Genomic DNA, 21,525 nt, shown 5'->3' with positions numbered 1-21,525 from the left:
GGCGGATTCTTAATCCGTAATCAGGAAGGAGGCTAACTATGAGCGAAGAACGTAATGCACGTAAAGTGCTGATCGGTAAAGTAGTCAGCGACAAAATGGATAAAACCATCGTAATTGCTGTTGAAACCTATAAAAAGCACAACTTGTACCACAAACGCATCAAGTCCACGAAGAAATTCAAGGCACATGATGAAGAAAATGTTGCAAAAATCGGTGATGTTGTGAAAGTCATGGAAACTCGTCCGTTGTCTAAGGACAAACGTTGGAGACTTGTTGAAGTGGTAGAAGCAGCGGTTATCATCTAACATGACCTATGAAGCTTGATCGGAAGGAGGAAATTAATAATGATTCAACCATTTACACGTTTGCATGTGGCTGACAACTCTGGTGCGAAGGAACTGATGTGTATCCGCGTACTAGGTGGTACTGGACGCCGTACAGCAGCAATCGGTGATTTGATCGTTTGTTCCGTTAAACAAGCAACACCAGGCGGCGTTGTCAAAAAGGGTGATGTTGTTAAAGCGGTGGTTGTGCGTACTAAACGTTCCGTTCGCCGTAAAGATGGATCGTACATCGCATTCGACGAAAATGCAGCTGTTGTTGTAAAAGACGACAGAAGCCCACGCGGAACACGTATCTTCGGACCAGTTGCTCGTGAACTTCGCGATAAAGACTACATGAAGATCGTTTCCTTGGCACCGGAAGTAATCTAATTACTACCCAAAAAGATTTGATCGTGCCCCAAAAAGTGTCATAGGAGGTGTAATAAATGCCTAGAGTGAAAAAAGTTCTGGAATCCCATAACAATAAACTGCACGTGAAAAAAGATGATGTGGTACTTGTGATCAGCGGGAAAGACAAAGGTAAAAAAGGCCGTGTCATCGCTGCTTATCCTCGTGAAAACCGCGTACTGGTAGAAGGCGTGAACATGGTGAAAAAACACCAGAAGCCGAACCAGTTGAATCCACAAGGTGGAATCATCGAGCAAGAAGCTTCGATTCATGTGTCCAACGTAATGCACATTGATCCGAAGAGCGGTAAAGTTACCCGTATTGGTTACAAAGTGCTCGATAACGGTAAGAAGGTTCGGGTAGCTAAGAGATCCGGAGAGATTATCGACTAATACAGTCCTAAAGAAAGGAGGTTAATCTTCATGGCGGCAAGAATGAAAGAACGTTTTCTTAATGAAATTACACCTGCTTTGATGCAGAAGTTTAACTATACAACTGTTATGCAAGTGCCTAAGATCGAGAAGATCGTCATCAACATGGGTGTGGGTGATGCTGTTCAAAACTCCAAAGTACTCGATGCTGCAGTTAACGATATGCAACTGATCGCTGGTCAAAAGCCAGTAATCACCAAAGCAAAGAAATCCATCGCCGGTTTCAAACTGCGCGAAAACATGCCAATCGGGGTTAAAGTAACACTGCGCGGAGATCGCATGTATTACTTCCTTGATAAATTGCTTAATGTAACTCTTCCACGCGTACGTGACTTCCGTGGGGTTTCGACTAAATCATTTGACGGTCGCGGTAACTATACACTTGGTCTTAAAGATCAATTGATTTTTCCCGAAATCGAATATGATAAAGTAGATAAAGCACGCGGTATGGACATCGTTATTGTAACGACTGCTAAGACGGATGAGGAATCCCGTGAGCTTCTGACTCAGCTGGGAATGCCTTTCACAAAATAAGGACGGTTCATCCATTTCTCCGAAAATGTTTAGGAGGTGTCAGGCTAAGTGGCAAAAACTTCAATGAAAGTTAAACAACAACGCGAGCCCAAGTTCAAAGTACGTGCATATACACGTTGCGAGCGTTGCGGTCGTCCACATTCGGTACTGCAAAAGTTCAAAATTTGCAGAATTTGTTTCCGTGAGTTAGCTTATAAAGGCCAGATTCCTGGCGTGAAAAAAGCAAGTTGGTAAGAAGTTTATAAACGGGAAGGAGGTTTACACACATGACTATGTCTGATCCTATCGCAGATATGCTTACTCGTATTCGTAACGCCAACACTGTGCGTCACGAGACAGTAGAAATGCCTGCTTCGACAATGAAAAAACAAATCGCGGACATTCTGAAACGTGAAGGTTTCATCCGTGACGCTGAATTCGTTGAAGACAGCAAACAAGGGATTATCCGTATCTTCTTGAAATACGGCCCAAACCAGGAGCGCGTTATCTCCGGTCTTAAAAGAATCAGTAAACCAGGCCTTCGCGTTTACACGAAGAGCAATGAAGTGCCTCGTGTACTCGGCGGCCTTGGAATCGCGATTATCTCCACATCTAAGGGAGTTATGACCGACAAAGAAGCTCGTCAATCTAAATCGGGCGGAGAAGTTGTCTGCTACATTTGGTAATAAACGTCACAAGATAAGGAGGTGCAACACATGTCTCGTATTGGTCGCAAACCAATCGCAGTACCTAGCGGTGTAGATGTCACTTTGGACAACACCGTTATTACAGTAAAAGGTCCTAAAGGCACTTTGACTCGTGAACTTCATAAAGACATGAAGATTACAGTTGAAAATAACGAAATCACCGTTGTTCGCCCATCGGACAACAAATTGCATCGTTCACTTCACGGCACAACCCGCTCCGTTGTCAACAACATGGTAAGTGGTGTGACTGAAGGTTTCTCGAAATCTCTGGAACTGGTTGGGGTCGGATATCGTGCAAGCAAATCCGGAGATAAAATCGTACTGAACGTTGGTTACTCTCACCCTGTTGAAATTTCACCAGAAGCGGGTATCGAGTTCGAAGTTCCTGCGAACACGAAGATCATCGTTAAAGGTATCGATAAAGAACGCGTTGGCGCTTATGCAGCCAAAATCCGTTCCGTACGCGAACCTGAACCATACAAAGGTAAAGGTATCAAATATGAAGGCGAGCGTATCATCCGCAAGGAAGGTAAAGCCGGTAAGAAGAAATAATCGGCCCTATCTTAATTGTAAGATACCCCGTGCATCTTAAAGTGAAGCTGTTTACGGCAAACTGAAGGGAGTGAAAGGGAAGTCATGATTACAAAAGAAGATAAAAACAAGGCTCGTCTCAAAAGACACCTGCGTGTTCGTAAGAAAATTCAGGGAACTACTGAGCGCCCACGTTTGAATGTGTTCCGTTCATCGAAACACATCTATGCTCAACTGATCGATGATGTGACCGGCGTTACTATCGTATCCGCCTCGACACTTGATAAAGATCTGAGCGCTACTATCGGAAATGGCGGCAGCGTTGAAGCTGCAAGCAAGGTAGGTCAATTGATCGCTGAGCGTGCCAAAGAAAAAGGATATGCTGTGGTTGTATTTGACCGCGGAGGATACTTGTACCATGGACGGATTCAGGCTTTGGCTAACGCAGCTCGCGAAGCCGGTCTTGAATTCTAGAATATTTCTAAAAGGAGGTTAACGACTTGCGTGTAGATCCGAACAGTTTAGAGCTGACAGAAAGAGTTGTACACATTAACCGTGTTGCAAAAGTTGTAAAAGGCGGACGCCGTTTCAGCTTTAGCGCACTTGTTGTTGTGGGCGACGGCAACGGCTACGTCGGTGCTGGTATCGGTAAAGCCGGCGAAGTTCCGGATGCCATCCGTAAAGGCATTGAAGACGCCAAGAAAAACCTGATTCACATTCCAATCGTAGGAACTTCGATTCCCCATCTGGTTACTGGACATTTCGGCGCAGGACGCGTGCTGCTGAAACCAGCATCGGAAGGTACTGGCGTTATTGCTGGTGGTCCTGTTCGTGCGGTATTGGAATTGGCAGGCGTTGGCGACATCTTGACAAAATCTTTGGGTTCTTCGAATTCCATGAACATGGTCAATGCAACTTTGGAGGGACTTTCCCGTCTGAAACGCATTGAAGAGGTCGCGAAACTTCGCGGCAAATCTGTCGAAGAATTGCGCGGTTAAGGAGGGGAACGTCAATGGCAAAATTGCAAATTACCCTCGTACGCAGCGTAATCGGACGTCCAGAAACACAACGTGTTACTGTTAAGACGCTCGGTCTGCGTAAAACTAACTCGTCTGTGGTCCACAATGACACTCCTGCAATTCGCGGAATGATCAACAAAGTGAGCCATTTGTTATCCGTAACTGAAATTGAAGGCTAATCGCCTCTCATAAATTAACAAATATAAGGAGGTGCAAACGATGAAGTTACATGAACTTGCTCCAGCTCCAGGTTCACGCAAAGAACGCAACCGCGTTGGTCGTGGTCCTAGTAGCGGGAACGGTAAAACTTCCGGCCGCGGTCATAAAGGACAGAACTCCCGTTCCGGCGGTGGTGTTCGTCCAGGCTTCGAGGGTGGACAGAACCCACTCTATCGTCGTCTGCCTAAACGTGGTTTCATCAATCCTACCCGTAAAGAGTATGCGATTGTGAACCTGGAAGATCTGAACAGCTTTGCTGAAGGAACTGAAGTGACTCCACAGTTGCTTATGGAAACTGGTGTTGTCAAGAATTCCAAAAGCGGCATTAAGATTCTCGGTAATGGCGAGCTAGCCGTTAAATTGACTGTACAAGCAAATAAGTTCTCTCAATCTGCGGTAGAGAAAATCGAAGCTGCCGGCGGTAAAACCGAGGTGATCTAATGTTCAAGACGCTTAAGAATATATGGCATGTTGAAGATTTGCGCAAAAAGATCCTGTTTACCCTGTTCGTTCTGATCATTTACCGCATCGGTTCGTTTGTACCGGTTCCCGGTGTGAACAAAGAAGTTCTGGAATCAACAAATCAGAGCGGAGACGCTTTGATGGGTCTTTTAAACACCTTCTCGGGCGGAGCGCTCAAAAACTTCTCAATCTTTGCGATCAGTATTTACCCGTACATTACTGCATCCATCATTGTACAATTACTCTCGATGGATGTAATTCCTAAGTTTGCCGAATGGGCTAAACAAGGGGAGCACGGAAAAAAACAACTGGCGCAAATTACCCGTTACGGCACCGTTGTGCTCGGTTTGATTCAAGCTTTTGCTACATCAATCGGGTTTAACCGGATATATGGCACCGAGATGATTCCAAATGCAACCTTTGCGGATTACCTGCTTATCGCGATCATATTGACGGCCGGTACATCATTCCTGATGTGGCTAGGTGAGCAGATTACAGAAAAGGGAATAGGAAACGGGATTTCGATCCTGATTTTTGCGGGCATCGTCGCCGCCATCCCGGGATATATTACCACTACGGCGCAATCAAGTTTTATTCAGCCGGATCAGGTGTTCCTGAATATTCTTAAAGTCGTTATTGTTCTGATCGTGGTTATAGCGATTATTACTGGGGTTATCTTTGTACAACAAGGTATTCGGAAAATCCCTGTACAATATGCTAAACGAGTGGTCGGTAACAAAATGTACGGTGGACAGAATACGCACATTCCGCTTAAAATCAATGCGGCAGGTGTAATTCCGGTTATCTTCGCCGTATCACTGCTTCAATTTCCAATTGTTATATCGAGCTTCTGGGCAAGTCATGAATGGGCTAAATGGGTAACTGCAAATCTTTATTATGATAAGCCGCTCGGCATGGTCCTTTACGTGATCATGATCATCGGATTTACGTTCTTCTATACGTTTGTTCAGATGAATCCGCAGCAAATGGCTGATAATATGAAGAAGAACGGTGGCTATATCCCAGGCATTCGTCCAGGTAAAGCGACTGAGAAATACTTGACTCGGGTAATGTCTCGTCTGACTATGTCAGGTGCGATTTTCCTGGCTCTGATCTCTGTCCTTCCGGTATTCTTTGGTAACTTGTCCGGTCTACCCCGTTCGGTTAAGATTGGTGGTACCTCACTGCTGATCGTAATTGGTGTAGCACTGGATACGATGAAGCAGATCGAGAGCCAATTGATCAAACGCCATTACAAAGGCTTCATCAATAAATAGTCGATAGGTTCCGGTGAAGCATAGCCTCACAGACTTCCCGGCACCTATTGTGCTGTTTCTTGCTTGGTGGCGAACTTTTGGGGGGAGAAGAGAAATCGTGAACATTTTATTCATGGGCCCTCCTGGGGCAGGCAAGGGGACACAGGCTGCTGTAGTTGTAAAAGAATTGGGTATACCTCATATCTCAACAGGTGATGCTTTCCGCTTGGCAATCAAGCAAGGTACTCCTGTAGGACTTAAGGCCAAATCTTATATCGATCAAGGTTTGCTTGTACCTGATGATGTGACCATTGGCATTGTTGAAGAACGGCTGCAGCAGTCCGATTGCGAAAAAGGTTTCTTATTGGATGGATTTCCAAGAACCCTTTCGCAAGCGGAAGCGCTGGAAGAAATCTTGAGCCGCTTGAATCGATCATTGGATCATGTAATCAACTTGAATGTGGACCGTGGACTACTGATGGCGCGTCTTACCGGACGCCGGATCTGTACCGTTTGCGGAACATCCTACCATTTGATTTTCAACCCGCCGAAGCAAGAAGGCATTTGCGACATTGATGGCGGTGCATTGTATCAACGTCCGGATGACAATGAAGAAAGTGTAGGCAAGCGTCTGGATGAGTATGACAACAAGACAGCGCCACTGCTTGCGTTTTATGACAATAAAGGTCTTTTGCGTCAGGTGAACGGGGAAAACGAAATCAATGTCGTTTCTTCCGAAATCGTATCTTTGCTGAGAGGTTAATGTAATGATCATTTGTAAATCCGAGCAGGAACTTGCCTTTATGAGGGAAGCTGGTCGAATTGTTGCCGAGAGTCACCGTTTGATAGCTGAGGCTATCCAGCCTGGCATTACAACAGGAGAACTCGACAGAATCGCCGATCAATACATTCGCAGTCAAGGTGCTGTGCCGTCTTTCAAAGGTTACAACGGTTTTCCTGCCAGCATTTGCGCTTCAGTCAACGAACAATTGGTGCATGGATTTCCGGGTAAGCGAAAACTGGTCGAAGGCGATATCGTTACGCTGGACATTGGTGCAGAGTACCGCGGTTATCACGGTGATTCCGCCTGGACTTACGGGGTTGGCAGCATTTCCGAACACGCTCAGCGTCTGCTGGACGTTACGGAAGGCTCCTTGTACGCGGGACTGGCGTTAGTCAAACCGGATGTGCGCTTGTTTACAATCTCCCATGCTATTCAACAATACATCGAAGACGCCGGGTTCTCCGTTGTTCGCGAGTATGTTGGTCATGGCATTGGGGCAGAACTGCATGAAGAACCGCAAATTCCGAATTATGGCATAACGGACCGCGGACCACGTCTGAAACCGGGTATGGTGCTCGCGATTGAGCCGATGGTAAACGCAGGGGATAGATATGTCAAAACACTGGAAGATAACTGGACGGTCGTTACGGTAGATGGTTCATTGTGTGCTCACTTTGAACACACAGTAGCAGTTACGCCGGACGGCATGGAAATTTTCACTAAACTGAATGCGTAGGTGATCTTCACGTGAATACTGGGAGCAGCCCGCAGATTGGTCAAATCGTGAGAATTCTCAAAGGTAAAGATGCCGGAGAGGCTGCCGTTGTTATCGCAGTTGTTGATAGCAGATTTGTATATATTGCCGATGGAGACAAACGCAAGTTTGATGCGCCGAAGAAGAAGAATATTCAGCATTTGGAGCTCATACCCTTCATCAGCAGTGAGATTGTGAACAGTTTGGAAGAAACCGGCCGGGTCACGAACGGAAAGCTGCGTTTTGCAGTTATGAAGTATGGTGCACCAGCTGGAAAAAGTGCTTATGAGAAAGGAGACTAACTGTGGCTAAGGAAGATGTCATTGAGGTGGAAGGTACGGTCATTGAACCGTTGCCGAATGCAACATTTAAGGTAGAGCTTGAGAACGGTCATCAAATACTTGCCCATGTGTCCGGGAAATTGCGGATGCACTTTATCCGTATCCTTACCGGAGACAAAGTGGTCGTGCAGTTATCGCCTTATGATTTATCAAAAGGTCGTATAACTTACCGTAAATAGATGGGAACTACAACAAAAGTTTTGCTTCGCAAAACTTTGAGGAGGTAATTAACATGAAGGTAAGACCTTCTGTGAAGCCCATTTGCGAGAAATGCAAAGTCATCCGCCGCAAAGGGACTGTTATGGTAATTTGCGAAAATCCGAAACACAAACAAAAACAAGGTTAAGAAGGGGGTGTAGCGTAAAATGGCTCGTATAGCTGGAGTGGATTTGCCACGTGATAAACGCGTTGAGATCGCCTTGACTTATATTTTCGGAATCGGTAAAACGACTTCCCAGAAAATTCTTAATGAAACAGGCATTGACGTTAACACACGTGTCCGTGATTTGACGGAAGATGAAGTCAGCAAACTGCGTGAAACGATCGACAAAGAAGTTAAGGTTGAAGGTGACCTTCGTCGTGAAATTTCCTTGAATATTAAACGTCTTACTGAGATCGGCTGTTACCGCGGTGTTCGTCATCGTCGTGGATTGCCTGTTCGCGGTCAGCGTACTAAAACGAATGCCCGTACCCGTAAAGGCCCGCGTCGTACGGTAGCAAACAAAAAGAAATAAGAAGAGGTGATAAGAGACAATGGCTAAACCGAAAAAAGTCGTACGTACTAAACGTCGCGACCGGAAAAATATCGAGTCTGGCGTGGCACATATCCGTTCCACGTTCAACAACACTATCGTTACGATCACGGATCCCCACGGAAATGCAATTTCCTGGGCAAGCTCCGGCGGTCAAGGATTTAAAGGTTCCCGTAAATCGACTCCATTCGCAGCGCAAATGGCAGCCGAAACTGCAGCAAAAGCAGCTATGGAACACGGCATGAAGTCCGTTGAAGTTATGGTTAAAGGACCGGGCGCGGGCCGCGAAGCAGCCATCCGTTCCCTTCAGGCCGCTGGCCTTGAAGTAAACCTCATTAAAGACGTAACACCGGTTCCTCACAATGGATGCCGTCCGCCTAAACGTCGTCGCGTATAGTGAAATCAGAATTGTGATTGTGGTATAATTCTGACGCATCTGCTAATAATAGGTGTTTAGGCATACTACATGATGCACCTGATGGGTGACAGTTTCATATAGGAGCGACGTTTGAAGGAGGGGTACACTCGTGATAGAAATCGAAAAGCCGAAGATTGAGACCGTAGAAGCCAACGATGATGGAACCTATGGGAAATTTGTAGTTGAACCGCTGGAACGTGGATATGGCACGACTCTGGGGAACTCGCTTCGCCGGATCTTGCTTTCCTCCCTTCCGGGAGCCGCAGTGACTTCGGTCCAAATTGACGGCGTTCTGCATGAGTTCTCGACCGTTCCTGGCGTAATGGAAGATGTGACGGAAATCATTCTGAACCTTAAAGCTCTTTCCCTGAAAATCCATTCAGACGAAGAGAAAGTGTTCGAGATTGATGCTGAAGGTGAAGGCATCGTTACCGCAGGTGATATCCGTGCGGACAGCGATGTTGAGATCCTGAACCCGGATCTTCATATTGCAACGCTGGGACCTGGTGCGAGACTTCACATGCGAATTTTTGCAGGCCGTGGACGTGGTTACGTCCAAGCGGACCGTAACAAGCGTGACGATCAGCCCATCGGAGTTATCCCGGTGGATTCCATCTATACGCCTATCTCCCGTGTGAATTATGGCATCGACAACACTCGTGTAGGTCAAGTGACCAACTACGATAAGCTGACGATGGAAATTTGGACGGATGGCAGTATCAGACCGGAAGAGGCTGTTAGCCTTGGAGCCAAAATTTTGAACGAACACCTCGTTTTATTCGTAGGTCTTACGGATGAAGCGAAAGACGCCGAAATTATGGTTGAAAAAGAAGAAGACAAAAAAGAAAAAGTGCTTGAGATGACAATCGAAGAGCTTGATCTTTCTGTGCGTTCTTACAACTGCCTCAAACGTGCCGGTATTAATACCGTGCAAGAGCTGACTACGAAAACTGAAGAAGATATGATGAAGGTCCGCAACCTGGGCCGCAAATCTTTGGAAGAAGTTCAAGAGAAGCTCGAGGAACTTGGTCTGGGACTCCGTACAGAAGAATAGCTGGCAGATTGCTTGAGTAAAGGAGGGAAAACAAATGGCATACCAAAAGTTGGGCCGTGATTCCAGTGCGCGTAAAGCGTTGTTCCGGGACATGGTAACGGATCTGTTTCTTTATGAGCGCATCCAAACAACAGAAGCTAAAGCGAAAGAAGTTCGTTCTATCGCTGAAAAGCTGATCACTAAAGCGAAAAAAGGCGATCTTCATGCTCGTCGTCAAGTAGCAGCATTTGTCCGCCGTGAGACTGTAGACGGTGAACAGGATGCAATCCAAAAATTGTTCTCTGACATTGCTCCTCGTTACACAGAGCGTCCAGGTGGATACACTCGTATCCTGAAGCTGGGACCTCGTCGTGGCGATGCTGCGCCTATGGTTTATCTTGAACTGGTAGACCGCGCGTAGGATTACAAGTTATGATTTCCGGATGTACCCCTTAACGCACATGCACTTATGTAGTATGGGCAGAGAAGTATTTAAAGTTATTGTGCTGCAGGGGCATTTAGGCCCTGCTGTACAATATCCGCGGGAATCACCTTGTATAGACTAGAAGGAGCTCCCGCCGGGGCTCTTTTTTTTTGAAGACAATGCTTATGGAGTATGGAGCCGCTGAAAGGAAGAACGGAATGCGTAATCTATTGATGAAGGTCAATTATGACGGTACCCTCTATGATGGCTTTCAGACCCAGCCTCAGGGCAATACGATACAGGACCATATTGAACATGCAATACTGCATCTGACCGGTGAGAAGCTCAAAATAACGGGTTCAGGACGGACTGATGCAGGTGTACATGCTTATGGTCAACCGTTTAACTTCCTGACTTCTTCTAAGATTCCACTTGAGCGATGGTGTCTGGCTCTGAATGCTCGGCTTCCGCAGGATATTGTGGTCACCGAAGCACAGGAGGTTCCTCTTGATTTCCATTCTCGTAGAGGTGCCAAGCGTAAAACCTATCGTTATACGATTAACGGCAACCGGTTCCCTGACCCGTTCCAGCGTCGCTGGCAGTATCATCATCCAGTGAAGCTGGACATTCCGGCTATGCAGCAAGGCCTGTACGCTATTGTTGGTACCCATGACTTCACATCGTTTGCATCCAGGAAGTCTACAAAGACTTCCCATGTCCGGACGATTTTTGAAGCTCATATGGAGGTAGACTATAGTATGTGCCGCAGCGGATCTCCAGATCAGGGAGTTATTCACACTTATATAACAGGTAGCGGCTTTCTGCAGCACATGGTACGTATAATTATGGGAACTCTGGTTCATGTGGGTGAAGGTAAGATTCGGGCGGAGGCGGTTGCTGGTATTCTGGCAGCCTGTGACCGTGCGGCGGCGGGACCTACTGCTGTGGCTAATGGATTGGCCCTATGGAGCGTAGAATATGATGAAGCGGGGATCTAGACATTCTGTTTTTGTTTAAATAAAAAATCAAGGAATGTAATAAATCACTTGCACTAGTTATGTTTATGCTGTAATATAAAAGTTGTGTTTTCTTGATGGCTATCCCACAGCCCCGATCAAGGAAATGCCAACAAACAAGCTTTTCTTAACTCACATAATTGTAATCCAATGAGAAACAAGATATACGAAACAGATGATTTTCGTACGAGAACAAGGAGGAAACATTCATGCGTACCACCTATATGGCGAAGCCGAACGAAGTTGAACGCAATTGGCACATCATTGATGCCGAAGGCAAAACACTTGGTCGTCTGGCAAGCGAAGCCGCTGCTTTGATCCGTGGCAAACACAAACCGCAATTCACTCCACATGTTGATACTGGAGATTTCGTAATTGTTATCAACGCTGAGAAGATTCACCTGACCGGTAAGAAAATGCAAAACAAGAAATACTACCGTCACTCGATGCACCCAGGTGGTTTGAAAGTCACTGTTGCAGAAGACCTGATCAAGACTAAACCTGAGCGTATGATTGAATTCGCAGTTCACGGTATGATTCCTAAGACTCGTCAAGGGGATCACATGAAGCTGAGACTCAAAGTATATGCAGGCGCTGAGCATCCACATGCAGCACAAAAACCTGAAGTTTACGAACTTCGCGGATAAGAATAGAGGAGGACAGTTTCATGGCACAAGTACAATACTATGGGACAGGTCGTCGTAAACATTCGGTAGCACGTGTTCGCCTTGTACCGGGTGAAGGACGCATTGTCATTAACAAACGTGAGATGGACGAATATTTCGGTGTGGAAACACTGAAAATGATCGTAAGACAACCTTTGAACCTGACTGAAACTCTGGGCAACTACGATGTAATCGTTCTTGCACATGGTGGCGGCATTTCCGGTCAAGCTGGAGCAATTCGTCACGGGATCTCCCGTGCATTGCTTAAGGTTGATCCTGAGTATCGCGGAGCTTTGAAGAAAGCTGGATTCCTGACTCGTGACCCACGTATGAAGGAACGTAAGAAATACGGCCTCAAAGCCGCTCGTCGCGCTCCACAGTTCTCGAAACGTTAATATCTCTTGTATATCAAGGAATTCAAGCCTCTGGCCCTCGCGGTCGGAGGCTTTTCTTTTACATTTAATTCAATTCCCCATCAGTTCAAATATTCTATTAATATTTCCGCGTTATTCTATACATATCCCGAGTTAGTATGTATATTTCATGCCTATCTTGGCTCTGCCGATTTCCGGTAGGGCCCCTTTTTTTGTCCGAATATGCTTGAGTAGCTGCATGAGTTTATCTTCTTTTAAAACTTTCACCCAAAATGGATAAAAGCATTGACTTCAGTTCTGAATGCATTATACTATTCCATATAAGATTAGTTGGGATTAACGGAAATGGATGTTTCAGTATTTTGTGAGATATCAGGATGGAGGAGTATAATAATGAACTTACTGGAGAAAGAAGAATTAATCAGAGTGAAGGCTGAGGAATTGGAGAACGCAACACCTGAGGATATCATACGTTGGGCCGTTGAAACTTTTCCTAATATAACCTTTGCCTGCAGCTTTGGTGCAGAAGATGTAGTACTTGTAGATATGATCCAGAAAGTTAGTCCTTCAACAGATGTTTTCTATTTGGATACAGATTATCACTTTAAAGAAACTTATGAGACAAGAGATGTAATGGCAAATAAATACGGTATGGAATTCGTCCGGGTATCACCCCAGATTACCCCTGAGGAACAAGCTGTGCAGTATGGAGAGGCTTTATGGAATACTGATCCTAACCAGTGCTGTGCAATCCGCAAGGTAGAGCCGTTAACCCGGATTCTTTCGCAATATGATGCCTGGATTACAGGGATTCGTCGTGATCAGGCTCCAACGCGTGCCAATGCCAAAAAAGTCGAATACGATAATAAGTTCGGTCTTGTCAAATTTAATCCGATTGCCAACTGGACTACAGAGGATGTATGGAACTATATTCGCGAGAATGATGTGGTGTATAACCCTCTACATGACCGCAATTTCCCGAGCATCGGCTGTGAGCAATGTACACGGGCGGTAATGCCAGGTGAAGATCCACGTGCAGGAAGATGGGCGGGTTCGGACAAGACGGAATGCGGATTGCATAAATAAGGGTGGAAATCGAATTGCACAGAAGGAGAGAGCATAGATGACTTCAATACTTCCTCATGGAGGAACACTTATTCAGCGTGTAGCTGAAGGGGCACAGAGAGAAGAACTGCTTCAGGAGGCTTCAGGCTACAAACCAGTTACTGTGAATAGATGGACCTTGTCAGATTTAGATCTCATAGGAGTAGGGGCGTTTTCTCCGCTTACGGGCTTTTTGAATGAAGAAGATTACCACTCTGTAGTCAAAAGCATGCGTCTTTCCAATGGCACGGTATGGAGTATCCCTGTTACATTGGCCGTAGAAGATGAAGTGGTTTCTAGTCTTGCCGTGGGCGATAGAGTTGCGCTGATTGGTGAGGAGGATGGAGTTGTTTATGGACTGCTTGATATTGAAAGTATATATAAAGTAGATCAGGAGTTTGAGGCGAAGAATGTGTTCAAAACAACGGATCCCGCGCACCCTGGTGTGAGCAAATTGCTGGCTAGACCGGCCACTTATGTGGGGGGACCCATTACAGTTCTGAATCGTCCTCAGCCTGAGAAATTTGGAGAATTTTATTTTGATCCGGCAGAGACACGCCAAATCTTTGCGGATAAGGGTTGGAGAACCGTTGTAGGGTTTCAGACGCGCAATCCTGTGCACCGGGCACATGAGTATATCCAGAAGTGCGCTATGGAGGTTGTGGATGCACTTTTCCTTAATCCTCTGGTAGGGGAGACCAAATCTGATGATGTTCCAGCCAATGTACGCATGAAGAGCTATCTTGCACTATTGGAGAACTATTATCCAGAAAACCGTACTTTTCTTGGTGTATTCCCCGCTGCTATGCGTTATGCCGGACCGAGGGAAGCGATTTTTCATGCCATGGTTCGTAAGAATTATGGGTGTACTCATTTTATAGTCGGTCGGGATCATGCGGGTGTAGGTGATTATTACGGCACTTATGAAGCGCAAGAGATCTTCTCGAATTTTACGGCAGATGAGCTGGGAATCACCCCATTGTTCTTTGAACACAGTTTCTTTTGTGTAAAATGTGGCAATATGGCTTCCAGTAAGACCTGTCCGCACCCAAGCGATCAGCATTTGACCCTGTCCGGCACGAAGGTACGCGCACTACTGAGAGATGGGAAATGTCCGCCTCCGGAATTCACGCGTCCAGAGGTAGCTGAAATTCTTATCGAGGGAATGTCCGCAGAAGTCATTACTGAATCCTAAGAGCCAGTACTAATTGGCCCTCTTGTCCCATATAGATGAGTAGAATCTATCGGGACGAGGGGGTCTTTGTTATGTCTGGCCGAAAGCAAGGGAAAGTCTCGGTCTGGATTTCATGGAGCAGCATCAAAAAAAGTATGGTAGGTGCTGTTTTGCTAGTAGTCATGATCTGTATTATTGCTTATGATATGCCAACTGCCAAAACGTTGAATTACTGGAGCCTGCCATTGTCCGGTAAAACAATTGCTATTGATGCAGGCCATGGGGGCCCTGATGGTGGGGCAGTTAGCCGGGAGGGGTTAATTGAAAAGGATATCAACCTTTCGGTTGCTCTATACCTGCGGGATTATCTGCAGCAGTCAGGAGCGATAGTGATGATGACCCGGGAAGGGGATTATGACTTGGCCCTGCAAGATACCAAAGGCTACTCCAAACGCAAGACAGAAGATCTGAAGCAACGTGTAAGAAGTATTGAGGAGAAGAGGGCTGACCTGTTTATAAGTGTGCATATGAATAGTGTGCCTTCAGGACGCTGGAGCGGAGCACAGACCTTCTATTATCCGAACAATGAAGGGAACAAAGCATTGGCAGACTTTGTGCAGGATGAGCTCAGAACCACACTAGAGAACACGGACAGGGTGGCGAAAACCGTGAATACTGTTTATTTGTTAAAAGCTCTAAAAATGCCTGCTGCGCTTGTGGAAGTCGGTTTTCTATCCCATCCTCAAGAATCAGCTTTGTTAGGGGATGAGGTCTACCAACGGAAGGTTGCCACCGGCATATATCGCGGGATTCTGCGATACGCTTCTGAACGGCCTTGAGTGGTTACTACGCTTTTGCAGAAAGGTAATGTATAATGGATCAAAAATACCGGTATCTTACCCATCCGGTAGGAAATAGAGGTGCTTTCCATGCTGACCAGGGAACAAATTCAGGAATTATTGCAGCCGCTTACTGACCCGGAATCCGGAAAAAGCCTTATCGAATTACAGCTGATTCGCGATATCATGGTCAAAGAAGACCGGATCTCACTGTCGATCGTGTGTCTGGATACCGAAGAGAAAAGCCGTATGGAGCTTGAGCAAAGTGTGCGTGACTTGCTAACTGAGGGAGGAGCGGGCAATATTCATATCCGGCTGCGTGATGCCACTGATTATGAGCGCGCTATTCTTCGCGGAGAGAGCACGGAGGACAAACCCCAATTACAACAGGGAGACTCTTTAAAAGGGCATGCAGCGGGCCTGGAGGGGCATGACCTGATCAATGAGAACTCAGGTGTGAACTTCATCGCAGTTGCCAGCGGCAAAGGCGGCGTTGGTAAGTCGACTGTCACGGTTAATTTGGCAGTGGCGCTGGCTAGAAAAGGCAAGAAAGTCGGACTGATTGATGCTGACATCTATGGATTCAGCATTCCCGATATGATGGGAATTGAAGAAGGCCCGATTGTGGAAGAAGGAACTATTATTCCTGTGGAACGTTTTGGAGTAAAAGTCATGTCTATGGGGTTTTTCATCCGTGAGAATAGCCCTGTTATCTGGAGGGGACCGATGCTCGGCAAAATGCTTCGCCAGTTCTTCAGCGATGTCAGCTGGGGTGAACTTGATTACATGCTGCTCGATCTGCCACCGGGTACAGGTGACGTAGCACTTGATGTCCATCAGATGCTGCCGCACAGTAAGGAGATCATTGTTACTACCCCACATGCGACAGCTGCCTTTGTAGCAGCAAGAGCGGGTTCTATGGCGCTACAGACTGACCACGAGATTCTTGGGGTCATTGAGAACATGGCTTATTATGAATGTTCCTCCTGCGGGAAGAAGGATTACATCTTTGGCCGTGGAGGCGGAGCGAGATTGGCGGAAACCCTTCATACAGAGCTGCTGGCCCAGATCCCTCTGGGTGCACCGGACAATCATATTTCTGAACCGGATTTCTCGCCGTCTGTATACAAGGCTGAGACAGCTACTGCACAATTATTTGCTGGGATGGCTGACAAGCTGATTGCCAAATATGAACAGTGAGTGATAACCCAAAAAAGAGGCTGATTCCGAACTGATCCGGAAGGCCTCTTTTTTAGAGTTATGATCCTGAATCACCGCTACCATCCTTGCTGTCTCCACCGCTTCCCTGATCTTTACCCGAATCCTTTTTTTCAACCTTAGGCTGCAATTCGTCTTGAACCACTGTTTTAAGGAGATCAAGTACCTCCATACGGAAGAGCGGGTTCTGCATTGCTTCCTGCATGATGGTCATGGATTGCTTGCGGTAATCGGACGTTTTGGTAAGATCAAGGAACATCTTCATCATTTCGGGTGATTTCATAATTTCAGCAACGGATTTCTGATATGTCGGATCTTTGATCAACTGAAGGTGGAGCTCTTTGCTTTGGGTATTAATTGCTTTTGCGAAGTCTCCGGCGAACTGTGGATCTGTCATGATTTTTTCAATTTCTTTCTGATACTCGGGTGCAGTGATCGTGTCCTTTACAGCAACCCGGATTTGCTCGGTGGTTTGCAGAGGCATCATTTTCATGCTAAGACCGCTGGAGCTGCTTCCCTCAGAGCCTGAAGAGGATAGTGCCTCCTCGACTGCCTTCTTTCCCTCTTCGCTTTTCAATATATCTACAACCATAGTCTTCATTTCCTTATAACTGACTTGTCCAGAAGAGGAACCGCTCTGTTCACTGCCACAAGCCGTCAAGGTCATAACCATGCTTAGCAACAAGCTTCCGGTCCACAAGGTTCTCCACTTCATTGGTGCTGCCCTCCTTTATAGGATTCCTGCATGTAGTATGCCGCAGAGGTGGGCTTTTATGTTGTGCTTGCAATGGTTTTTTGACGGTAAGCTTGGTAAAATAAATCTGACATGTGGGAGGTGAAAAGGCTGAATATAAGGAAATGGTTTTATTTGTTCTGGACCACGCTTCTGATCGGGGCGGGAGGGGCCGTTGTTGCCGGGCTACTTCTGCAAGTAGTTAACGGTAGGATCGATTTCAAAAGTACTGCCGATTCATTGATCTATCCGCTTATACTTCTTGGTTATGGCATGCTTGTGAGCGTTTACGCTCAACTTGGATTCTTTGCGTATCTTATTCTGAACTATATGGGAATCGGGGTCTTCCCGCGAAAGGCCTGGCAATATATCCAGATCATTCTATCTTTGCTTGCCCTGCTTGAACTGATTTTTTTGCGTACCTTCGTGGGTGGAGGCCGAAATGTACTCTCTGATTTGCTTTTGGGTATCGGCATTCTGCTTACTGCAGTTATTGTCGCTTATTTCAAAGTACGGAGTACGAATAGATCAGCCTGGATTCCGACATTTTTCTTTTTGACAGCTATCACCATCGTGGAGATCATTGGTGTACTCCGAATCGGAGTAGACAGTGCCACTGTTTTTATTGTGGTTCCGCTCATTGCCTGTAATGCATACCAAATCTTGATGCTACACCGGATTCTGAAACCCAAACACTCATAAAGCTATGCAGCAAATAACCCCGCTACTCATTTAAGAGAAGACGGGGTTTTGTTGAAATAGATACAAGCTACGATTAAAAACGGAAGCAGCAGGTTAATCTTTAAGAACAGTGTACATAACTAAAAACCGTTTGAAGACCACTAGGAGGGAATATATGAACATCAAGCGCTATATGATAAAAGACACAAAGGAATCTGTCCTGAAGCATCTTGACCCCGATGAGAGCGGGGACTTTAAATCAAAAGAAGAAGCAGAAGCCAAAATGGCAAAGCTTAAAGAACGTCTCGCTGAACTGCAGGATATTCTTTTTGCCCAGAAAAAGCACTCCCTGCTAGTTATCCTTCAAGGTATGGACTCCAGTGGGAAAGACGGAACCGTCAAGCATATTTTCTCCGGTATTAATCCACAAGGATTTATGGTCACCAGCTTCAAGAAACCTTCCCTGGAGGAAGAAGCTCATGATTTCCTGTGGAGAGTGCACATGAAGACGCCTCCCAAGGGTTATATTGCCGCATTTAACCGCTCGCACTATGAAGATGTTCTTGTACCCCGGGTGCATGGAAATCTCAAAAAAGAAGAAATGAAGCGCCGCTTTCGCTACATTCGCGAGTTTGAGGCCATGCTGGCGGAAGAAGGGACAACGATCATCAAGCTCTTTTTGAATATCTCCAAGGATAAGCAGCTTGAAAAGATTCAGGAACGGCTGCAGGACCCGACCAAGCATTGGAAGTTTGATGCCAGTGATCTGCAGGAGCGGGAATATTGGGATGATTATCAGGAAGCATACGAAGATGTTTTTAGGGAGACAAGTAGTGATGCAACACCCTGGTATTGGATTCCGGCCAATCACCGGTGGTATCGCAATTATCTGGCTTTAGCCATTGTTGTTAAGACGCTGGAGAGCCTGGATCTGAGCTATCCGAAGCTGGATGACCCCACACCCGATATTTCAGAACTCATTTCCCCACGACATTAGGATGTTCGACTGACCAAAGAAGGACTGCTGGTATGAACCTGGGTATTTACATACCGGCAGCATCCTCTAAACCTTCATTTAGCATGGCGGAATCGCGAACTTCCTTGCCCTCGGCGCTGCTTTGGCTAATCAGCTCAGACACTGTGACAAATTCATAACCTTGACTACGGAGTTTGTCTATAATCTGCGGGAGGGCTTCATGGGTCTGCTTGCAGGAATCACTGGCATGCAAAAGCACGATATCCCCGGGATGGGCCTTACTGGTCACACGGTTCACAATATTGTCTACACCGATGTTTTTCCAATCCAGCGAATCTGTATCCCACTGTATCACCTTGTAGCCCAGATCACTTGCAACCTGAAGCACTCTTTTGTCAAAATCGCCATTCGGCATCCGGATCAAATTTGGCTCTTTGCCGGTAAGTTCGGTCAGCACTGTATGAGCGGTCGTAATCTGGGTCTTTATTTCTTCATTGCTCAAGGTACTGTAGTTCACATGCTTGTGGCCATGGCTGCCAATTTCATAACCGGCGTCTTTAATGCTGGTGACAATTTCGGGATGTGTTTTGCTCCAGGGGGACGAGAGGAAGAAGGTCGCTTTATCTACCTTTTTGTCTTCGAGCACCTTCAGAATCGGTTCGGGCCGTTTCTCTCCCCAGCTAATGTCAAACGTTAAGGCGATGAGCTTCTTCTCTGTCGGTACGCTGTAAATGGCGGAAGGGGCTGTTTCCGAAAAAACGGTAATATTGCCTCTCTCGACATAGACGACACCGGCAGCAAGAAGCGCAGCGGCAAAGATATAGATGAACCGTTTAATCTTCTTACCGCTGAATACATAAAAAGAATTCATATTATTAGCGCTCCTCTCCCATGCGAAATGCTTGTTTGTTCTAAATGTATGCTCGTACAGGGCGCTTATGACCTTAGATATGTCCATTATACTTTCAGGAGGTAATTATGCTGTCTTTCCCCGCTTTCGCAAGAGATGTATCAAGAATTCGTAAAGCATTATTACTTGCTATCTTATTGTTTGTGGCGGGAGGGATTATCGGTTGGATCGGCACCGGCAGCCTGCAAAAGCTTTTATCAGAGCAATTAGAAGGTTTGAGCAAAATCAGTGGTAGCCTCAAGGAGTCGCCACATCCACAATGGAGTTTTTTTCAATTTATATTTTTGAACAACAGCATCAAAGGTGTACTCATAATCTTTTTAGGTGCCCTATTTGGAATATTGCCTGCATTATTTTTATTGATAAATGGCGGAGTGATTGGTTATCTGATTCATTTGTCGTTATTGCAGGGATCGGATTTGTTCGACCTTATCGTAAAAGGACTATTGCCGCATGGGATTATTGAAATCCCGGCAATTATCATCGCGTGCGCATTTGGCCTGCAGTTTGGCTGGAATGTAATCTCCGATTTATTCAGTTCAGCAGCCACAAGAGAACAGAGAAGCGGTGTGTGGCCAGCTTTTATGCGCCAAACCTTAAGAGCTTCCATCTGGATTGTTATTCTACTGTTTGTAGCAGCGGTCATTGAAAGTACAATTACATTTTCATTATTATCATAAAAATTCAGAGAAATGAGCATAACATTAAAGCCTTTCATTGTAGGAAAGCAAGCCATACAGAAGATTTTCTTAATTATGGTTATAGATGCGATGCTCCGGTTAATCTAGTGTAAGTGGATATGTAACGCAGCTTTCCCCAAACAATGGACTTTCTTCTTTAGCACAAGTAGCGTCATTTAAAGGACTTTGTTGAATTAAAATTGATGAAGGAGGCCAAGCATATGTTGGGAATGTTGTTCAATGAAAAAGAGTGCAAGGAGCTGGATTATGTTCTTCGTAAAGAGCTTGATGAAATGCTCCTTGATTTAAGTGATCAACGCTTGGACCAAAATATTAGGCATGCCATAGCCAATCGATATAAAACTGTATTCCGGATGTATGCTCGTTTTGCTCCGCAGAAAGAGCTGTCCAAGTATGCATGGGGAGGACGTTATTCACAGTCCAAACATTAGCAAGTTCGATTTCAATTAAAGAGGTTGACTAAAAGGGAGCTGCTGTGATAAATTATATCTCGCGCTCCTTTTCTATGTAATGAAGAGTAGCCAGTGGTGAGGAAAAACGAAAAACACTTTTTTCAAAAAAGTACTTGCCAAATGTTTGGTCGCTGTGATATATTATAAAGGTCGCTGCTGACAAGCGACGATGAAGAAAAATAAGACATTGATCTTTGAAAACTGAACAACGAGTGAGTGGGATTTCACGAAAGTGAGATCCAAAATAGAGAATGCAAATTCTCGTCAGATGTTTCAAAATGAGCAATCGCTCTTTCTAAATACCAAT

Annotated in this window: 34 protein-coding genes; 32 read left to right on the top strand and 2 right to left on the bottom strand. The window is 45.7% G+C overall.

The window, feature by feature from the left end; genetic code table 11:
- The first annotated feature begins 38 nt into the window (after window positions 1-38).
- The 28 genes from rpsQ (at window position 39) to AC0MA3_RS24145 (ending at window position 16,747) form a co-directional block, all read left to right on the top strand.
- A complete protein-coding gene (rpsQ, locus tag AC0MA3_RS24280; RefSeq protein ID WP_379163828.1) occupies window positions 39-305 on the top strand; it encodes a 30S ribosomal protein S17 in 267 nt (88 codons plus the stop codon).
- Between the two features lie 39 nt (window positions 306-344).
- On the top strand, window positions 345-713 hold the full coding sequence (gene rplN, locus AC0MA3_RS24275) for a 50S ribosomal protein L14 (RefSeq protein ID WP_019908234.1): 369 nt from the start codon (window positions 345-347) through the stop codon (window positions 711-713).
- A 56-nt stretch (window positions 714-769) separates the two neighbouring features.
- Window positions 770-1,123, top strand: a complete 354-nt coding sequence (rplX, locus tag AC0MA3_RS24270) for a 50S ribosomal protein L24 (RefSeq protein ID WP_019908235.1) — start codon at window positions 770-772, stop codon at window positions 1,121-1,123.
- Window positions 1,124-1,153: 30 nt separating this feature from the next.
- Window positions 1,154-1,696: a 50S ribosomal protein L5 gene (gene rplE, locus AC0MA3_RS24265; RefSeq protein ID WP_074086530.1), complete on the top strand. Its 543-nt coding sequence runs from the start codon at window positions 1,154-1,156 to the stop codon at window positions 1,694-1,696.
- Between the two features lie 48 nt (window positions 1,697-1,744).
- Window positions 1,745-1,930, top strand: a complete 186-nt coding sequence (locus AC0MA3_RS24260; protein WP_036589425.1) for a type Z 30S ribosomal protein S14 — start codon at window positions 1,745-1,747, stop codon at window positions 1,928-1,930.
- A gap of 32 nt (window positions 1,931-1,962) precedes the next feature.
- Window positions 1,963-2,361: a 30S ribosomal protein S8 gene (gene rpsH / locus AC0MA3_RS24255; protein ID WP_019908239.1), complete on the top strand. Its 399-nt coding sequence runs from the start codon at window positions 1,963-1,965 to the stop codon at window positions 2,359-2,361.
- Window positions 2,362-2,391: 30 nt separating this feature from the next.
- Window positions 2,392-2,934: a 50S ribosomal protein L6 gene (gene rplF, locus AC0MA3_RS24250; protein ID WP_379163824.1), complete on the top strand. Its 543-nt coding sequence runs from the start codon at window positions 2,392-2,394 to the stop codon at window positions 2,932-2,934.
- A gap of 84 nt (window positions 2,935-3,018) precedes the next feature.
- The gene (gene rplR, locus AC0MA3_RS24245) at window positions 3,019-3,387 is read left to right on the top strand and encodes a 50S ribosomal protein L18 (protein WP_379163821.1); all 369 of its coding nucleotides are present in this window, start codon (window positions 3,019-3,021) and stop codon (window positions 3,385-3,387) included.
- 26 nt (window positions 3,388-3,413) lie between these two features.
- Window positions 3,414-3,911 carry a 30S ribosomal protein S5 gene (gene rpsE, locus AC0MA3_RS24240; protein WP_036652980.1) on the top strand — a complete coding sequence of 166 codons (498 nt, stop codon included), beginning with the start codon at window positions 3,414-3,416 and terminating at the stop codon, window positions 3,909-3,911.
- 14 nt (window positions 3,912-3,925) lie between these two features.
- Complete coding sequence (rpmD, locus tag AC0MA3_RS24235) at window positions 3,926-4,111, top strand: 50S ribosomal protein L30 (protein WP_019908243.1); 186 nt, start codon at window positions 3,926-3,928, stop codon at window positions 4,109-4,111.
- Window positions 4,112-4,151: 40 nt separating this feature from the next.
- Window positions 4,152-4,592 carry a 50S ribosomal protein L15 gene (gene rplO, locus AC0MA3_RS24230; protein ID WP_379163818.1) on the top strand — a complete coding sequence of 147 codons (441 nt, stop codon included), beginning with the start codon at window positions 4,152-4,154 and terminating at the stop codon, window positions 4,590-4,592.
- Entirely contained in the window at window positions 4,592-5,890 is a 1,299-nt protein-coding gene (secY, locus tag AC0MA3_RS24225) for a preprotein translocase subunit SecY (RefSeq protein ID WP_379163815.1), read from the top strand. The genes rplO and secY overlap by 1 nt, the downstream gene beginning before the upstream one ends.
- Before the next feature lie 97 nt (window positions 5,891-5,987).
- The gene (locus tag AC0MA3_RS24220; RefSeq protein ID WP_379163812.1) at window positions 5,988-6,632 is read left to right on the top strand and encodes an adenylate kinase; all 645 of its coding nucleotides are present in this window, start codon (window positions 5,988-5,990) and stop codon (window positions 6,630-6,632) included.
- A 4-nt stretch (window positions 6,633-6,636) separates the two neighbouring features.
- Window positions 6,637-7,389 carry a type I methionyl aminopeptidase gene (gene map / locus AC0MA3_RS24215; protein WP_474658119.1) on the top strand — a complete coding sequence of 251 codons (753 nt, stop codon included), beginning with the start codon at window positions 6,637-6,639 and terminating at the stop codon, window positions 7,387-7,389.
- 11 nt (window positions 7,390-7,400) lie between these two features.
- Window positions 7,401-7,709: a hypothetical protein gene (locus tag AC0MA3_RS24210; protein WP_474658118.1), complete on the top strand. Its 309-nt coding sequence runs from the start codon at window positions 7,401-7,403 to the stop codon at window positions 7,707-7,709.
- 2 nt (window positions 7,710-7,711) lie between these two features.
- Window positions 7,712-7,927 carry a translation initiation factor IF-1 gene (infA, locus tag AC0MA3_RS24205; protein ID WP_018753971.1) on the top strand — a complete coding sequence of 72 codons (216 nt, stop codon included), beginning with the start codon at window positions 7,712-7,714 and terminating at the stop codon, window positions 7,925-7,927.
- 53 nt (window positions 7,928-7,980) lie between these two features.
- Complete coding sequence (gene rpmJ, locus AC0MA3_RS24200; RefSeq protein ID WP_003322638.1) at window positions 7,981-8,094, top strand: 50S ribosomal protein L36; 114 nt, start codon at window positions 7,981-7,983, stop codon at window positions 8,092-8,094.
- A gap of 19 nt (window positions 8,095-8,113) precedes the next feature.
- Window positions 8,114-8,482, top strand: coding sequence for a 30S ribosomal protein S13 (gene rpsM / locus AC0MA3_RS24195; RefSeq protein ID WP_036721817.1), 369 nt, complete (start codon window positions 8,114-8,116; stop codon window positions 8,480-8,482).
- Window positions 8,483-8,501: 19 nt separating this feature from the next.
- Window positions 8,502-8,897, top strand: a complete 396-nt coding sequence (rpsK, locus tag AC0MA3_RS24190; RefSeq protein ID WP_020427052.1) for a 30S ribosomal protein S11 — start codon at window positions 8,502-8,504, stop codon at window positions 8,895-8,897.
- Window positions 8,898-9,027: 130 nt separating this feature from the next.
- The gene (locus tag AC0MA3_RS24185) at window positions 9,028-9,972 is read left to right on the top strand and encodes a DNA-directed RNA polymerase subunit alpha (RefSeq protein WP_379163802.1); all 945 of its coding nucleotides are present in this window, start codon (window positions 9,028-9,030) and stop codon (window positions 9,970-9,972) included.
- Window positions 9,973-10,006: 34 nt separating this feature from the next.
- Entirely contained in the window at window positions 10,007-10,372 is a 366-nt protein-coding gene (rplQ, locus tag AC0MA3_RS24180) for a 50S ribosomal protein L17 (protein ID WP_019908254.1), read from the top strand.
- A gap of 221 nt (window positions 10,373-10,593) precedes the next feature.
- Complete coding sequence (truA, locus tag AC0MA3_RS24175) at window positions 10,594-11,373, top strand: tRNA pseudouridine(38-40) synthase TruA (protein WP_474658117.1); 780 nt, start codon at window positions 10,594-10,596, stop codon at window positions 11,371-11,373.
- Between the two features lie 227 nt (window positions 11,374-11,600).
- A complete protein-coding gene (rplM, locus tag AC0MA3_RS24170) occupies window positions 11,601-12,038 on the top strand; it encodes a 50S ribosomal protein L13 (protein WP_042140128.1) in 438 nt (145 codons plus the stop codon).
- A gap of 20 nt (window positions 12,039-12,058) precedes the next feature.
- Window positions 12,059-12,451: a 30S ribosomal protein S9 gene (gene rpsI, locus AC0MA3_RS24165; RefSeq protein WP_042140127.1), complete on the top strand. Its 393-nt coding sequence runs from the start codon at window positions 12,059-12,061 to the stop codon at window positions 12,449-12,451.
- 372 nt (window positions 12,452-12,823) lie between these two features.
- Window positions 12,824-13,516 carry a phosphoadenylyl-sulfate reductase gene (locus tag AC0MA3_RS24160; RefSeq protein WP_379163796.1) on the top strand — a complete coding sequence of 231 codons (693 nt, stop codon included), beginning with the start codon at window positions 12,824-12,826 and terminating at the stop codon, window positions 13,514-13,516.
- 37 nt (window positions 13,517-13,553) lie between these two features.
- Window positions 13,554-14,729 (top strand): sulfate adenylyltransferase, encoded by a 1,176-nt coding sequence (gene sat, locus AC0MA3_RS24155; protein WP_474658116.1) that lies wholly within the window; start codon window positions 13,554-13,556, stop codon window positions 14,727-14,729.
- A 71-nt stretch (window positions 14,730-14,800) separates the two neighbouring features.
- Window positions 14,801-15,547 carry an N-acetylmuramoyl-L-alanine amidase CwlD gene (gene cwlD / locus AC0MA3_RS24150; RefSeq protein WP_379163790.1) on the top strand — a complete coding sequence of 249 codons (747 nt, stop codon included), beginning with the start codon at window positions 14,801-14,803 and terminating at the stop codon, window positions 15,545-15,547.
- Window positions 15,548-15,637: 90 nt separating this feature from the next.
- The gene (locus AC0MA3_RS24145) at window positions 15,638-16,747 is read left to right on the top strand and encodes an Mrp/NBP35 family ATP-binding protein (protein ID WP_474658115.1); all 1,110 of its coding nucleotides are present in this window, start codon (window positions 15,638-15,640) and stop codon (window positions 16,745-16,747) included.
- A gap of 58 nt (window positions 16,748-16,805) precedes the next feature.
- On the opposite strand, the gene gerD is transcribed toward AC0MA3_RS24145, so the two are convergent.
- A complete protein-coding gene (gene gerD / locus AC0MA3_RS24140) occupies window positions 16,806-17,480 on the bottom strand; it encodes a spore germination lipoprotein GerD (RefSeq protein ID WP_474658114.1) in 675 nt (224 codons plus the stop codon).
- 129 nt (window positions 17,481-17,609) lie between these two features.
- Between gerD and AC0MA3_RS24135 the strand changes: the two genes are divergently transcribed.
- Complete coding sequence (locus tag AC0MA3_RS24135; RefSeq protein ID WP_379163925.1) at window positions 17,610-18,200, top strand: KinB-signaling pathway activation protein; 591 nt, start codon at window positions 17,610-17,612, stop codon at window positions 18,198-18,200.
- A 154-nt stretch (window positions 18,201-18,354) separates the two neighbouring features.
- Window positions 18,355-19,176: a PPK2 family polyphosphate kinase gene (locus AC0MA3_RS24130; protein WP_474658113.1), complete on the top strand. Its 822-nt coding sequence runs from the start codon at window positions 18,355-18,357 to the stop codon at window positions 19,174-19,176.
- Window positions 19,177-19,222: 46 nt separating this feature from the next.
- On the opposite strand, the gene pdaB is transcribed toward AC0MA3_RS24130, so the two are convergent.
- On the bottom strand, window positions 19,223-20,026 hold the full coding sequence (gene pdaB / locus AC0MA3_RS24125) for a polysaccharide deacetylase family sporulation protein PdaB (RefSeq protein WP_474658112.1): 804 nt from the start codon (window positions 20,024-20,026) through the stop codon (window positions 19,223-19,225).
- A 110-nt stretch (window positions 20,027-20,136) separates the two neighbouring features.
- Here pdaB and AC0MA3_RS24120 point away from each other — a divergent pair, with 110 nt between their 5' ends.
- A complete protein-coding gene (locus tag AC0MA3_RS24120) occupies window positions 20,137-20,745 on the top strand; it encodes a stage II sporulation protein M (protein ID WP_474658131.1) in 609 nt (202 codons plus the stop codon).
- Window positions 20,746-20,966: 221 nt separating this feature from the next.
- Complete coding sequence (locus tag AC0MA3_RS24115; protein ID WP_025706563.1) at window positions 20,967-21,197, top strand: hypothetical protein; 231 nt, start codon at window positions 20,967-20,969, stop codon at window positions 21,195-21,197.
- Window positions 21,198-21,525: the final 328 nt, after the last annotated feature.

Source organism: Paenibacillus sp. LS-5, assembly GCF_056121505.1.
The sequence above is the reverse complement of the archived record's forward strand: the minus strand, read 5'-3'. Positions and strand labels throughout refer to the sequence as shown.